At 73.0% G+C, this 14,025-nt stretch carries 14 protein-coding genes and 1 riboswitch; of the genes, 6 read left to right on the top strand and 8 right to left on the bottom strand.

What is annotated here, in order from left to right:
• Positions 1 to 95: 95 nt before the first annotated feature.
• From J2X63_RS18180 to J2X63_RS18155, 6 genes are read right to left on the bottom strand one after another with little or no spacing between them, the layout of a single operon-like run.
• Positions 96 to 248, bottom strand: coding sequence for a hypothetical protein (locus tag J2X63_RS18180; protein WP_159603164.1), 153 nt, complete (start codon positions 246 to 248; stop codon positions 96 to 98).
• Complete coding sequence (locus J2X63_RS18175) at positions 245 to 1,390, bottom strand: cysteine desulfurase family protein (protein ID WP_309979862.1); 1,146 nt, start codon at positions 1,388 to 1,390, stop codon at positions 245 to 247. The genes J2X63_RS18180 and J2X63_RS18175 overlap by 4 nt, the downstream gene beginning before the upstream one ends.
• Positions 1,387 to 2,268 carry a carboxylating nicotinate-nucleotide diphosphorylase gene (gene nadC / locus J2X63_RS18170; protein ID WP_309979860.1) on the bottom strand — a complete coding sequence of 294 codons (882 nt, stop codon included), beginning with the start codon at positions 2,266 to 2,268 and terminating at the stop codon, positions 1,387 to 1,389. The genes J2X63_RS18175 and nadC overlap by 4 nt, the downstream gene beginning before the upstream one ends.
• Positions 2,268 to 3,917 carry an L-aspartate oxidase gene (gene nadB, locus J2X63_RS18165; protein WP_309979858.1) on the bottom strand — a complete coding sequence of 550 codons (1,650 nt, stop codon included), beginning with the start codon at positions 3,915 to 3,917 and terminating at the stop codon, positions 2,268 to 2,270. The genes nadC and nadB overlap by 1 nt, the downstream gene beginning before the upstream one ends.
• A 2-nt stretch (positions 3,918 to 3,919) precedes the next feature.
• A complete protein-coding gene (gene nadA / locus J2X63_RS18160; RefSeq protein WP_309979856.1) occupies positions 3,920 to 5,272 on the bottom strand; it encodes a quinolinate synthase NadA in 1,353 nt (450 codons plus the stop codon).
• The gene (locus J2X63_RS18155; RefSeq protein ID WP_309979854.1) at positions 5,269 to 5,997 is read right to left on the bottom strand and encodes an NrtR DNA-binding winged helix domain-containing protein; all 729 of its coding nucleotides are present in this window, start codon (positions 5,995 to 5,997) and stop codon (positions 5,269 to 5,271) included. Before J2X63_RS18155 ends, nadA begins: the two co-directional genes overlap by 4 nt.
• 161 nt (positions 5,998 to 6,158) lie before the next feature.
• A riboswitch (glycine riboswitch) is annotated at positions 6,159 to 6,262 on the top strand.
• Between the two features lie 152 nt (positions 6,263 to 6,414).
• On the opposite strand from J2X63_RS18155, the gene gcvT reads away from it, so the two are divergent.
• The 5 genes from gcvT (at position 6,415) to J2X63_RS18130 (ending at position 12,252) form a co-directional block, all read left to right on the top strand.
• Complete coding sequence (gcvT, locus tag J2X63_RS18150) at positions 6,415 to 7,605, top strand: glycine cleavage system aminomethyltransferase GcvT (RefSeq protein ID WP_309979853.1); 1,191 nt, start codon at positions 6,415 to 6,417, stop codon at positions 7,603 to 7,605.
• A gap of 80 nt (positions 7,606 to 7,685) precedes the next feature.
• Entirely contained in the window at positions 7,686 to 8,057 is a 372-nt protein-coding gene (gene gcvH / locus J2X63_RS18145) for a glycine cleavage system protein GcvH (protein ID WP_309979851.1), read from the top strand.
• 14 nt (positions 8,058 to 8,071) lie between these two features.
• Entirely contained in the window at positions 8,072 to 10,963 is a 2,892-nt protein-coding gene (gene gcvP, locus J2X63_RS18140) for an aminomethyl-transferring glycine dehydrogenase (RefSeq protein WP_309979848.1), read from the top strand.
• 69 nt (positions 10,964 to 11,032) lie between these two features.
• The gene (locus J2X63_RS18135) at positions 11,033 to 11,539 is read left to right on the top strand and encodes a sigma-70 family RNA polymerase sigma factor (RefSeq protein WP_309979846.1); all 507 of its coding nucleotides are present in this window, start codon (positions 11,033 to 11,035) and stop codon (positions 11,537 to 11,539) included.
• Entirely contained in the window at positions 11,536 to 12,252 is a 717-nt protein-coding gene (locus J2X63_RS18130; protein ID WP_309979844.1) for a zf-HC2 domain-containing protein, read from the top strand. The genes J2X63_RS18135 and J2X63_RS18130 overlap by 4 nt, the downstream gene beginning before the upstream one ends.
• An 81-nt stretch (positions 12,253 to 12,333) precedes the next feature.
• On the opposite strand, the gene J2X63_RS18125 is transcribed toward J2X63_RS18130, so the two are convergent.
• Complete coding sequence (locus tag J2X63_RS18125; RefSeq protein WP_309979841.1) at positions 12,334 to 12,525, bottom strand: hypothetical protein; 192 nt, start codon at positions 12,523 to 12,525, stop codon at positions 12,334 to 12,336.
• A 137-nt stretch (positions 12,526 to 12,662) separates the two neighbouring features.
• Between J2X63_RS18125 and J2X63_RS18120 the strand changes: the two genes are divergently transcribed.
• Positions 12,663 to 13,118, top strand: coding sequence for a hypothetical protein (locus tag J2X63_RS18120; RefSeq protein ID WP_309979838.1), 456 nt, complete (start codon positions 12,663 to 12,665; stop codon positions 13,116 to 13,118).
• On the opposite strand, the gene J2X63_RS18115 is transcribed toward J2X63_RS18120, so the two are convergent.
• A complete protein-coding gene (locus J2X63_RS18115; RefSeq protein ID WP_309979837.1) occupies positions 13,070 to 13,828 on the bottom strand; it encodes a CPBP family intramembrane glutamic endopeptidase in 759 nt (252 codons plus the stop codon). The genes J2X63_RS18120 and J2X63_RS18115 overlap by 49 nt on opposite strands.
• Positions 13,829 to 14,025: the final 197 nt, after the last annotated feature.

The following is a 14,025-nucleotide window of genomic DNA, read 5'->3' as shown; positions in this document are numbered from 1 at the left end:
GTTGCGTCGAATGTGTGAGTCAACCCGCGTCGGACGACGCACTATTCCCGATCGGCGAGATGGATCGGAACGTATGGATCGCGCGGCGGGGAGGGCTACGGTGCGGGCGAGGGACCGTCGGTCGGGGTGGGCTCGGGAAGCCAGCCCTCGAGCTGCTCCTCTTCGGGAGCGACCTCGTCTTCGACCCGCTTCTCGCCGACCTCGAGGTCGGCGTCGTCGTCGGCGGGAATGGCAGTGGGATCGGTCATGACTCCACGATATTGCGGACCGCCGACACTGCGCGGGCGACCGCTGCCGCGGCATCCGTGATCTCCTCGGCCGTCGTCTCGGCGCCCAGCGTGAACCGCACCGCCGTCTGCGCGAGGTCGGCCGGGATGCCGATCGCCGTGAGCACGTGCGACGGCTCGTCGCTCCCCGCGGCACACGCCGACCCGCTGGAGCAGACCACGCCGTCGCGCTCGAGCTCGAGCAGCACCGCTTCGCCGCTGGTGCCCGGGAAGACGAACGACACCGTCCCGGGCAGTCGCCGCACGGGGTCGCCGGTCAGCACGGCGCCCGGCACCGCCGCGACGACGCGTGCGGCGAGGTCGGCGCCCAGCGCGCCGACGCGGGTCGCGGCATCCGCCCGCTCGGCCTCGGCGAGCCGCAGCGCGGTGGCGAACGCGACGGCGCCCGCCACGTTCTCGGTGCCCGAGCGACGTCCGCGCTCCTGTCCGCCGCCGTGCAGCACCGGCTCGAGCGGGATCCGCCCGCGCACGACGAGCGCGCCCGTGCCCTTGGGCGCGCCGACCTTGTGCCCGGCGAGCGAGAGGGCGTCGGCGCCCAGCCCGTCGAGCCCGAGGGGAAGCCAGCCGGCCGCCTGCACCGCATCCGTGTGCATGAGCGCACCGGCGGCATGGGCGACCGCGGCGAGCTCGGCGACGGGCTGCACGGTGCCGATCTCGTTGTTCGCGAGCTGCACGGAGACCAGCGTCGTGTCCTCGCGGATACGTCGGGCGAGCGCCTCGGGATGCACGATGCCGTGCTCGTCGACCTCGAGCATCTCCACGGTGAAGCCGTGCACGCGGGCCAGGTAGGCGGCCGACTCGAGCACCGCCTCGTGCTCGATCGGGGACACGAGCACGTGCCGGCCGCGGGGGTTCGCGAGCGCCATGCCCTTCACCGCGAGGTTGTCGGCCTCGGTGCCGCCGCCCGTGAAGACGACGTCCCCCGGGCGGACGCCGACCACGGCGGCCACCTCCGCACGGGCCGCCGCGAGCGCACGCGCGGCCTCGTCGCCGAGCCCGTGCCGGCTCGACGGATTGCCGAACGACCCCGTGAGGTACGGCCACATCGCCTCGAGCGCCTCCCGGCGCACGGGCGTCGTCGCGGCGTGGTCGAGGAAGATCACGGTGCCGCCCCCGAGGCACCCGGGCCGGCTGAGATCACCACGTCGAGCCCGAGGTCGAGGGCTCGCGCCGAGTGCGTGAGCGCGCCCACCGAGATGACGTCGACGCCGGTCGCCGCGATCGCCGCGACCGTGTCGAGCGAGACCCCGCCGGATGCCTCGACGACCGCCCGCCCGGCGATCCGCTGCACGCCCGTGCCCAGGTCGTCGAGCGAGAAGTTGTCGAGCATGATCGTGTCGGCGCCCCCGTCGAGCACGGCGTCGAGCTGGTCGAGCCGGTCGACCTCGACCTCCAGATGGGCGGTGTGCGGCATCCGCTCGCGCGCCTCGCGCAGCGCCGTCGCGAGGTCGCGGCCCCCGGCGGTGAGCACCGCGAGATGGTTGTCCTTCGCCATGATCGCGTCCGAGAGCGAACGACGGTGGTTGCGGCCGCCGCCATCGCGCACGGCCTGGCGCTCGAGGCTGCGCAGCCCGGGCGTGGTCTTCCGGGTGTCCACGATGCGCGCGCCCGTGCCCGCGACGGCGGCGACGTAGCGTGCCGTGAGGCCCGCGACGCCCGACATGCGCTGCACCAGGTTGAGGCCGACGCGCTCCGCGGTGAGGATGCCGCGGGCCGGCCCCTGCACGCGGGCGAGCACCGCTCCCGTGTCGAACGCGTCGCCGTCGGCGGCGAGCGCCTCGACGGCGATGCGCGCGTCGACCAGCCGGAACGCCGCCGCGAACACGTCGATGCCGCTGAGCACTCCGGGCTCACGGGCGACGAGCTCGGCCGTGGCCGTGGCATCCGCTGGGATCAGGGTCTCGCTCGTGAGGTCGCCCCAGGGCGCGTCCTCGTCGAGCGCGGCCGTGACGATGCGGTCGATCTCGCGGTGGTCGGTCATCAGGCGGCCTCCTCGAAGGCGGTGCGCGCGGCGGCGTGAGCCGTCGAGTGGGAATCGCGAGCCGACGTGGCGCCGATGCCGGCGGCATCCGCGGCGGTCGCCGGGTCATCCGTGCGGAAGTGCGCGCCGACGCTCTCGGCACGGGCCAGCGCCGCGGCCACGGTGAGCCGCGCGAGGTCGAGCAGGTTGCGGTCCTCGGCCGAGCGGCGGTCGAGCCCGTCGGGTGCGCGCCACCTGTCGAGCCGAGCGGATGCCGCGGCCAGGCCCGCCGCGTCGCGCTCGAGTCCGGCGTGCTCCCACATGAGGGCCTGGAGTTCCGCCCGATCCACGACCTCCTGGGCCGAAATGGAGGAAGGATCCGCCGACACGCCGCGACCGACAGCCGGGCCGCCGGTGTGCCGCGCCGGAGTTCCTGCTGATGGGAGCCGAGACGGCGCCCCTGACGCAATGGAGGCGGTCGGGGAGGCGGTCGCCGCGTCCGGCCAGGCGTCATCGAGCGAACGCGCGGCCCGGTCGGCGAACACCGCCGCCTCGAGCAGCGAGTTCGACGCGAGCCGGTTGGCGCCGTGCACACCGGTGCGTGCGGTCTCGCCGACGGCCCACAGCCCCGCCAGGCCGGTGCGGCCGTCGAGGTCGGTCGCCACGCCGCCCATGGCGTAGTGCGCGGCGGGGGTCACCGGCACGGGCTCGCGTCCCCACTCGAAGCCGGCCGCGCGGCAGGCGGCGTCGAGGCTCGGGAACCGACGCGCGAGGAACTCCGCGCCGAGCGCCGTGGCGTCGAGCAGCACGGGCTCGCCGTCCTGCGCGGCCAGGCGCCGCCACACCGCCCGCGCGACCACGTCGCGCGGCGCGAGCTCGCCGCGGGGATCCACCTCGAGCATGAACCGTTCGCCGTCGCGGTCGCGGAGCACCGCGCCCTCACCGCGCACGGCCTCGGAGATGAGCGGAGTGCCGGGCGCCGCGAGCGCGGTGGGGTGGAACTGCACGAATTCGAGGTCTGCCACCGCGGCGCCCGCGCGCCAGGCGGCGGCCACGCCGTCGCCCGTGGCCACGTCGGGGTTCGTCGTATACCGGTAGAGGCATCCACTGCCGCCGGTCGCGAGCACCACCGCGTCGGCAGCGAGGTCGACCACGGCTCCGGATGCCGCGAGCACGCGGGCCCCGACGACGCGCCCGTCGCGCACCAGCAGGTCGGCGAGCATCGTGCCCTCGTGCACCCGCACGGCGCGGCGCCGGACGGTGGCGACGAGCGCCGACTCGATCGCCGCCCCGGTCGCGTCACCGCCGGCGTGCAGGATGCGCGCGCGGGAGTGCGCCGCCTCGAGCCCGCGTTCGAGGCCCGACTCGCCGCGATCGAACGCCACCCCGAATCGGATGAGGTCGCGCACGCGAGCCGGCCCCTCGTCGCAGAGCACCCGCACCGCGGCGGGGTCGGAGAGGCCGGCGCCCGCGGCGATGGTGTCGTCGTAGTGACGCTCGGCCGAGTCGTCGGGGAACAGGGCCGCGGCGATCCCGCCCTGCGCGTGCCGGGTGTTGCCGTCGGCCAGCTCGGCCTTCGTGACGAGCTCGACCGTGTGCCCGGCGTCGGCGGCTTTCACCGCGGTCCAGAGGCCCGCGATGCCGCCGCCGACGACCAGCACGTGCGCCATGGTCAGGCTCCCGTCACCGCTGGGGCCGGCGGCTTCGCGGCGAGCATCCGCTCGAGCGCGAGTCGGGCCGGGTCGGCGACCGCCTCGGGCACCGTGATGCGGTTCACCACGCGGCCCGCCACGAGTTCCTCGAGCACCCAGGCGAGGTAGCCGGGGTGGATGCGGTACATCGTCGAGCAGGGGCAGACCACCGGGTCGAGGCAGAAGATCTCGTGCTGCGGGTATTCCGCCGCGAGCCGCTGCACCAGGTTGATCTCGGTACCGATGGCGAAGATCGAGCCCGCCGGGGCGGCCTGGATGGCCTTCACGATGAAGTCCGTCGAGCCCGCGGCATCCGCGGCGTCGACGACCGCCATCGGGCACTCGGGGTGCACGATGACCTGTACGCCGGGGTGCGTCTCGCGCGCGGTGGCGATCTGGTCGACCGTGAAGCGCTTGTGCACCGAGCAGAAGCCGTGCCAGAGGATGACCCGGGCGTCCTCGAGTTCGCTCGCCGTGTTGCCGCCGAGCGCCTTGCGCGGGTTCCACATGGGCATCTGCTCGAGCGGCACGCCCATGGCCTTGGCGGTGTTGCGGCCGAGGTGCTGGTCGGGGAAGAAGAGCACCCGCTGCCCGCGCTCGAACGCCCACTCGAGCACCGTGCGCGCGTTCGACGAGGTGCAGACGATGCCGCCGTGGCGGCCCACGAAGCCCTTCAGCGCCGCCGAGGAGTTCATGTAGGTGACCGGGATCACCGGGACGCGACCGTCGGCGTCGGCCGCGTCGAGGTCGCCGTACAGGTCGGCGAGCTGCTCCCAGCACTCCTCGACGCTCGACTCGTCGGCCATGTCGGCCATCGAGCACCCGGCGGCGAGGTTCGGTAGGATCACGGCCTGCTCGGGGGTGGAGAGCAGGTCGGCGGTCTCGGCCATGAAGTGCACGCCGCAGAACACGATCGCCTCGGCGTCGGGCCGGGTGAGCGCCGCGTTGGCGAGCTGGAACGAGTCGCCCACGAAGTCGGCGTGCTCGATCACCTCGTCGCGCTGGTAGAAGTGGCCGAGCACGACGACGCGGTCGCCGAGCGTCGCCTTCGCGGCGCGGATGCGGTCGTGCAGCTCGGCGTCGCTCGCCTCGCGGTACTCGGCCGGGAGTCGGCCCTGGCGCGGCGACCCGGTGGGGATGACATCGCCCATCGACGAGCCGGGTCCGTAGCCGGCGGGGCCGGCGTCGAACTCCCACGGGCCCTTCGCCAGCTCGGGCGCGCAGGCGGCGCCCGAGGTCGCGCCGGTCGTGATGAGCCGGATGGTGCGATCGACGGATGCCGCCGCGCGCGTCGCGCCCGCGTCGCGGACGGGGGGAGGAGGTGCGATGGTCATGGGTTCGTCCTCTGCAGTGCGGGTGGTGCGGTGATGGCCGGGGGGACGGATGCCGCGGGGCCGGCGCCCGTGTCGAAGCGGTACAAAGCGGGCGGGCGATGCGGCGTGCCCGCGAGGCGTCGGCCCGTGTCCACGAGCGTGCCTGAGGCCTCCATGGTGCGGCGGAAGTTCGCCGGGTCGAGTCGGCGGCGCAGCACGGCCTCGTGCACGCCCCGCAACTCGGCCATGGTGAAGGTGTCGCCGAGCAGCGCGTGCGCGATGCGGGAGTACTGCAGCTTGGTGCGCAGCCGCCAGAGCGCGTAGTCGATGATCTGGCGGTGATCGAACGCGAGGTCGGGCAGCGCGTCCTCGTCGAACCACTGCACGTTCTCGTCGGAGACGGCGCGCTCGACCTCGTCGGAGTGCACGAGCGCCCAGTACACGACCGACACCACCCGCTCGTCGGGGGAGCGGTCGGGCGCGCCGAACGTGTACAGCTGCTCGAGGTAGCGCGGGGCCAGCCCGGTGGTCTCGCCGAGCGTGCGCGCGGCCGCCTCGTCGAGCGCCTCGTCGACGGGGAGCCAGCCGCCGGGGAGCGCCCAGCGACCCGCACCGGGTTCGCGGAGGCGTCGCACGAGCGGGATGCGGAGGCTCGGCGAGGCCGCGCCGGCGTCGGGGCTCAGGGCGAAGATGACCGTCGAGACGGCGAGCCGTGCCTGCGCGCCGCGATCGTGCTGCTGCGACATCCGCTGCCCCCTCTCGATCGGACGCCTTAGAGTCAGTGTGACCCGAAGTGCTGGGATCAGCTTACAGTCACGATGACACGAACGCCAATCGCGTGACGTCGGGAGACCGGCATCGGCGAGCTGGTGGGTTAGGATCGGCGTACAACCTCACACCGGGCCATCGACGCATCGCGGGAGAGCCGGGCAGCGCCCACCAGCACTGACCGGCACCGAAGGAGCAAGCCTCCCCGCCAATCTCTCAGGTCGCACATACCGCGATGACAAGGCCGCTCTGAAAAGTGGATGCCGCGACCGCGGCCTCCCGCCGACGGTGAAAGCCGAGCGCCCCACGGGTGCGACGCGAAGCTCTCAGGCCCATGACAGAGGGGGAGTTCTCAAGCGGCATCCGCCGACCGCCCACGCGACTCTGGAGAACTCGTGACCGACCCCGGAACGACCGACACCGGCACCACCGACACCGGTGCCACCGAACGCCGGAGCCCCCTCGACGAGGTGCACCGCGCCGCGGGCGCGAGCTTCACCGACTTCGCCGGGTGGCAGATGCCGGTGCGCTACTCCAGCGACCTCGCCGAGCACCACGCCGTGCGCGAGCATGCCGGCCTCTTCGACCTGTCGCACATGGGCGAGATCATCGTGGTCGGCCCCGAGGCCGCCGAGTCGCTCGACTACGCCCTCGCCGGCAAGCTCTCGGCGATCGCGCTGGGCCAGGCGAAGTACTCCCTCCTGCTCGACCGCGACGGGGGCGTCATCGACGACCTCGTCGTCTACCGCACCGGCGAGGACCGCTACATGGTGGTCGCGAACGCGTCGAATCGCGAGGTCGTCGCCGAGGAGCTGCGCGACCGCACCTCGCCGTTCGACACCGAGGTGTTCGACGAGAGCGACGACATCGCGCTCATCGCCCTGCAGGGTCCCGACGCGCTCGAGGTGCTGCAGCAGACGCCGGGCTTCGGCATGCAGGGTCCCGGCAACGACGAGGAGGACTTCGTCACCGCGCTCGCGAACCTCAAGTACTACCGGGCGATCGCCGCCGAGTACGAGGGCCAGCCGGTGCTCGTCGCACGCACCGGTTACACCGGCGAGGACGGCTTCGAGCTGTACGTCGCCCCCGACGTGGCCGCACGCCTCTGGGACGCCCTCCGCGAGACCGGCGGCCCCCGCGTGGTGCCGTGCGGACTCGCGAGCCGCGACACCCTGCGCCTCGAGGCGGGCATGCCGCTCTACGGCCACGAGCTCGGCCGCGACATCCTGCCGGTGCAGGCCGGCCTCGGCCGCGTGGTCGCGCTCACGAAGGAGGGCGACTTCGTCGGTCGCACCGCCATCGAGCAGGGCCCGGCGACGGATGCCCCCGTGCTGGTCGGCCTGGCCGCCGAAGGCCGCCGTGCGGCCCGCGCCGACTACGAGGTCTACGACGGTGCGGGCGAGGAGGCCACGCGCGTCGGCGTCGTGACGAGCGGCGCCCTGTCGCCGACGCTCGGCCACCCCGTCGCCATGGCGTTCGTCGCGCCCGAGGCCGCCGAGCCCGGCCGCGAGCTCTTCGTCGATGTGCGCGGAACGCGGGTCGCGGCATCCGTCGTCGCCCTGCCCTTCTACAAGCGCCAGGCCTGAGCGGCCGCCGACCGACGCCGCGCCCCCGACCACCAGCACCAGCCGCACCGCCACCGCACCGCCACCGCGAGGAGAATCCCATGACCGACCAGACCGAACTCCAGTACACCGAAGAGCACGAGTGGGTGCTCGTCGAGGGCGACACGCTCACGATCGGCATCACCGACTACGCCGCCGAGAAGCTGGGCGACGTCGTCTACGTCGACCTGCCGGCCGCGGGCACCGCGATCACCTCCGGCAAGGTCGTCGGCGAGATCGAGTCGACGAAGTCGGTCGGCGAGCTGTTCGCCCCCGTCGACGGCGAGGTCGTCGAGGCGAACCAGGCCGTCATCGACGCGCCCGAGCTCGTGAACAGCGACCCGTTCGGCGAGGGGTGGCTCATCAAGGTCACCGCCGGCACCCTCCCCAAGCTCCTCAGCCACGCCGAGTACCGCGCCCTCGTCGGCGAGTAAGGATCCACCCAGCGATGAACACCTCCTCCGCCTACGACGCCGACGCGTTCGGCCGCCGCCACATCGGCACCACCCCGCACGACCACGAGTGGATGCTCGCCGCCCTCGGCTACGACTCCCTCGACGCGCTCATGACGGCCGCGGTGCCCACGGCGATCCGCATGGGGGAGGTGGTCGACTCGGTGATCCCGCCGGCCGCCACGGAGCGCGAGGCGCTCGCCGAACTGGCCGCGCTGGCGGAGCAGAACGCGGTGCGCACCTCGATGATCGGCCTCGGCTACTTCGGCACGATCACCCCGTCGGTGATCCAGCGCAACGTGCTCGAGAACCCCAGCTGGTACACCGCGTACACGCCCTACCAGCCCGAGATCTCCCAGGGCCGGCTCGAGGCGCTCATCAACTTCCAGACGATGGTCTCCGATCTCACGGGCCTCGACACCGCCAACGCGTCGATGCTCGACGAGGGCACCGCGGTCGTCGAGGGCATGCTGCTCGCCCGTCGGGCGTCGAAGTCGGCCTCGAACCGCTTCGTCGTCGATGCCGACGCGCTGCCGCAGACGCACGCGCTGCTCGCGTCTCGCGCCGAGGCCGTGGGCATCGAGCTCGTCGTCGCCGACCTCGGCGAGGGCACGGATGTCGCCGCCCTCGGCGAGCACTTCGGCCTCTTCGTGCAGTACCCGGGCGCCTCGGGTCGCGTGTGGAACCCGGCATCCCTCATCGCCGCGTCGAAGGCGCAGGGCGCACTCGTCGTCGCCGCGGCCGACCTGCTCGCGATGGCGCTCCTCACGAGCCCGGGCGAGCTCGGCGCCGACGTCGCGGTGGGCACGTCGCAGCGCTTCGGCGTGCCGATGGGCTTCGGCGGTCCGCACGCCGGCTTCATGGCGGTGCGCAAGGGCCTCGAGCGGCAGCTTCCCGGCCGCCTCGTCGGGGTGTCGCAGGATGCCTCGGGGCACCCCGCCTACCGGCTCAGCCTCCAGGCGCGCGAGCAGCACATCCGCCGCGAGAAGGCGACCTCGAACATCTGCACCGCACAGGTGCTGCTCGCCGTCATGGCCTCGATGTACGCCGTGTACCACGGGCCCCGCGGCATCCGTCACATCGCCCTGACGACCGCGGCGAAGGCGAAGGCGCTCGCCGACGTGCTCGCGTCCTACGACCTGACCCTGGCGAGCGACGCCTACTTCGACACCATCCGCGTGCACGTGCCGGGGCTGGCGAAGAACGTGGTCGCGCGCGGCCGCGAACTCGGCCTGAACCTCTGGGAGGCCGACGAGGCCACCGTGCACGTCGCCGTCGACGAGACGACGACCGCCGACGAGCTCTCGCGGGTCGTCGAGGCGTTCGGCTTCGACGCCCGCATCGCAGTGCCGGTGTCGCTGCACGAGCTGCCCGCGAGCCTGCCCGCGTCGCTGCGCCGCACGAGCTCGTACCTCGAGCACCCCGTGTTCAACACGCACCAGTCCGAGACGCAGATGATGCGGTACCTCAAGCAGCTCGCCGACCGCGACTACGCGCTCGACCGCGGCATGATCCCGCTCGGCTCGTGCACGATGAAGCTCAACGCCGCCACCGAGATGCAGTCCGTCACGTGGCCCGAGTTCGCGAACCTGCACCCGTTCGCGCCCGAGGCCGACGTCGAGGGCACGCTCGGGCTCATCGAGCAGCTCGAGAACTGGCTCGCCGAGGTCACCGGCTACGACACCGTGTCGCTGCAGCCGAACGCCGGCAGCCAGGGCGAGCTCGCGGGCCTCCTCGCGATCCGCGGCTACCACCGGGCCAACGGCGACCTGGATCGCGACCTGTGCCTCATCCCCTCGAGCGCGCACGGCACCAATGCGGCCTCCGCCGTGCTCGCCGGCATGCGCGTCGTCGTCGTGGCGTGCGACGAGCTCGGCAACGTCGACCTCGACGACCTGCGCGCGAAGATCGACGAGCACGCCGACCGAATCGCGGCGCTCATGATCACGTACCCGTCGACGCACGGCGTCTACGAGCACGAGGTGAAGCAGATCACGCAGGCCGTGCACGACGCCGGCGGCCAGGTCTACGTCGACGGCGCGAACCTCAACGCGCTGCTCGGCTTCGCCCGGTTCGGCGACTTCGGCGGCGATGTCTCGCACCTCAACCTGCACAAGACGTTCTGCATCCCGCACGGCGGCGGCGGCCCCGGCGTCGGCCCGGTCGCGGCGAAGGCGCACCTCGCCCCGTACCTGCCCGGCCACCCGCTCGCGCAGCGCGCCGACCACTCGGGCGGCGTCACGCACGACGGCGGCCCGGTGTCGGCGGCGCCGTACGGCAGCCCGTCGATCCTGCCGATCTCGTGGGCCTACGTGCGCATGATGGGGTCGGAGGGGCTCAAGCAGGCCACCGCCACCGCGGTCCTCGCGGCGAACTACGTCGCCGCGCGCCTGCGCGACCACTTCCCGGTGCTCTACACGGGCGACAACCACCTCGTCGCCCACGAGTGCATCCTCGACCTTCGCCCGCTCACCGCGGCCACCGGGGTCACCGTCGACGACGTCGCGAAGCGGCTCATCGACTACGGCTTCCACGCGCCGACCATGTCGTTCCCGGTCGCGGGCACCCTCATGGTCGAGCCGACCGAGTCCGAGGACCTCGCCGAGCTCGACCGCTTCGTCGAGGCGATGATCGCGATCAAGGCCGAGGCCGACGCCGTCGGCCGTGGCGAGTGGCCGGTCGACGACAACCCGCTCCGCAACGCGCCCCACACGGCCGAGTCGGTCATCGCGGGCGAGTGGACGCACCCGTACACCCGCGAGCAGGCGGTGTACCCCGTGCACTCGCTCGTGCGCAACAAGTACTGGGCGCCCGTGCGCCGCATCGACCAGGCCTACGGCGACCGGAACCTCGTGTGCGCCTGCCCGCCGGTGGAGGCGTTCGCATAGCATCGGTCACCTGCCCGCGCGAGTGAACCGAACCCGCCGCGGTCTCGTGGTCACGGCAGGAGGTGACGGATGCCGCTGGAGGACGACCGCAGGCTGGTCGCGCTCTACGACGCCCACGCGCCGTCGATCTGGCGCTACGTGGTGCACCTCACGGGCGACGCCGCCGGAGCCGACGACATCGTGCAGGAGACCCTGCTGCGGGCGTGGCGGAGCCCGCGCATCCTCGCGCAGGAGCCCGCCTCGACGCGGGCGTGGATGTTCACCGTCGCCCGCAACCTCGTGATCGACGAGGCGCGCAGCGCCCGGAGGCGGCATGAGGTCGGCGTCGCCGAGACGCCCGAGCGCGGGCTCGGCGACGGCACCGACGCGCTGTTCGAGAGCCTGCTGGTCGAGGAGGCGCTCGCGGGCCTCGACCTCGAGCACCGCGCGGTCATCGTGCACGCCTACTACGGCGGATGCAGCATCGCCGAGGTGGCGAGGCGGCTCTCGATCCCCGAGGGGACCGTGAAGTCGCGGCTGCACTACGGGCTGCGTGCGCTCCGCCTGGCGCTCCAGGAGAAGGGGGTGACGCGATGAACGCCGAACACGAGCGCTACGCCGACTGGGATGCGGCGTACGTGCTGGGCGCGCTGTCGCCGGCCGAGCGCCGCGAGTACGAGGGTCACCTCGAGTCGTGCGACGCATGCCTGCGGTCGGTCGCCGAGCTCGCACCCATGCCCGGTCTCCTCTCCCGACTGACGCCCGAGCGTGCGACGGCACTGCTCGACGCCGAGGCGCCGCCCGCGGCCGCGCCCAAGCCCGAGCTGCTCGACGCCGTTCGGCTCGAAGCGCGCCGCCGCGGCATCCGTCGCCGTCGCCGTGGCTGGGCTGTCGCGACCGTCGCCGTCGCCGCCGTCGTGGTGCTGGCCGCGCTGTTCGTCCCGCTCGCCTTCAGCCGCCCGGCGCCCGGCGGGCAGACGGTCGCGTTCGACGCCGTCGCCGACGTGCCGGTGACCGCGACCGCGGTGCTCACCCCGGTCGAGTGGGGCACGCGCATCGCCCTCGACTGCACCTACGAGACCGATGGGTCGGAGGCCGCGGACGCGCCCGAGGGCGGATGGCCGTACGCCCTCGTGGTGGTGGACCGCGACGGCAATCGCACCCAGGTGTCGAGCTGGCGCGCGATGCCCGGCGCCACCGCGCGGCTCCAGGCGGCCACGGCGGTCGACGTCGAGGACATCTCGTCGCTCGAGATCCGCGGCGTCGAGAGCGCGCGCGTGCTCCTCACGGCGGAGCCCGGCGAGGGGTGACCGTTCGCCGCCGCACCTCGTGCGCGAAGCGCGCGACGCGGGTCATGGCGGACGGCTCGCGACCGCGTACTGCGGTCGCGGCTACGCGGGGCGCGGTGCGGCGTGACGCCCGCGCTGCGCGTACGTCCGGCCCGCGGATGCCGCGACGAGGCCCGTGCGGCGCTCGATCACGCGCCGCTCGGCCGCTCGTACCTCCGCCTCCGTGGCGGCGGTGCGCCGATCGGTGCGGCGTGCGGCGAGGCCCGCCGTGGCGAACGCGTGTGCGAGGCTCATCGTCCCGTTCCCATCCGCGCGATCGTCGATCGACCGCGACGAACCCATGGTCCCGGCGGCCTCGATCCGCCGGATCCGGGCGGTCCCGATGTCGCACCCCGGGAGTACACTGAGGTTCTCTCGTCTAGGGGGTGCGCATGGTCTCCGCCGATCTCCTCGCAGTGCTCGCCACGGCCGGCTTCATCGGCCTGTTCGTCGGCACGTCGGTCCTCGCCGGGCGCGGGCTCGGGCTCGAGCAACGCGCGGGGCTCCTCGAACGCCGAGATCCGGGCACGGCGGCCGCGCTCCGCCGTGCGCAGTCGATCACCGACTTCGCCAGCGGCACGGTCTTCGGCGACGAGGGCTTCGGCGCCGTGTGCACGCCGAGCCGGAAGAGCTGGCACGACATGGCCCGGGTGCGGGCGACCGACTCCGACCTCCGCGTCGAGGTCCCCGAGGAGACGCTCCCGCCGATGCCGGCCACCGTCGTCGCCCTCGCCCGCAGCGAGCACGTGCCGCAGGCGCCGCGCACGCGGCATCCGTCGACCGACGCGCCGGTCAGGGCTCAGGCGGCGGCGAAGAGCCCCGGCCACCAGCCGACGGCCAGGGGATAGCCCACGAACGACACGATGTCGATGATCCAGTGCGCGATCACGAGCGGCATCGTGCGACCCCACCGTGCGTAGCACCAGCCGAACACGATGCCCATCGCGACGTTGCCCACGAACGGGCCGAAGCCCTGGTAGAGGTGGTAGCTCCCGCGCAGCACCGCGCTCGAGAGGATGGTCGCCCACCGTCCCACGCCGAGCTCCGCGAAGCGCGTGAAGAGGTAGCCGACGACGATGACCTCCTCGGTCAGCGCCGCCTCGAGCGCGCGGAACACGAGGATGGGCACCGTCCACCAGAGCCAGTCGGCCGGTGACGCCTGCACCGCGACGGTGAGGCCGAGCGCCCGCCCGAGCGCGTACAGCGCCAGCCCGGGCACGCCGATCACGAGTACCAGCAGCACGCCGGAGGCCGCGTCGCGGCCGGGCTGGGTGAAGTCGAGGCCGATGCGGCGGAACGGGCTGCGGCCGGGCTGCCACAGCAGGTAGAGCACGAGCGCCACCGCGAAGAGCCCGAAGAAGACGTCGAGGAACTGGTAGGTGAAGTCGAGCCACTCCCGCGTGGACCGCGAAGGGTTGAGCGCGACGCTCTGGTCGCCGAGCGCGCGCTCCTCGGTGAGCTTCGCGATGAGCGACACGATCGAGTAGACGGCGGACGCACCGAGCGAGAGCCCGAGGACGATCACGACCTCGATCCGCAGGCGCCATGCAGTGGACATGCGGTAATCCTCGCACGCGCCTCGTGCACGCAAGAATCATGCGCCCACGCGCGGTTTTACGGCTTCGTGTCACCCGCTACATTGCGCGTCGGTAACGGTTTCCCTCTGGGTTTGCTTCCGTGCAAGCCGCTTCATAGTCTCGATCTACTAGCGCTCCAGTGCGACCAGAAGTCGTGCTGTCGACGCACATCTCACCA

The organism is Agromyces sp. 3263 (assembly GCF_031456545.1).
In the GTDB taxonomy this organism is placed as follows: domain Bacteria; phylum Actinomycetota; class Actinomycetes; order Actinomycetales; family Microbacteriaceae; genus Agromyces.
The sequence above is the reverse complement of the archived record's forward strand: the minus strand, read 5'-3'. Positions and strand labels throughout refer to the sequence as shown.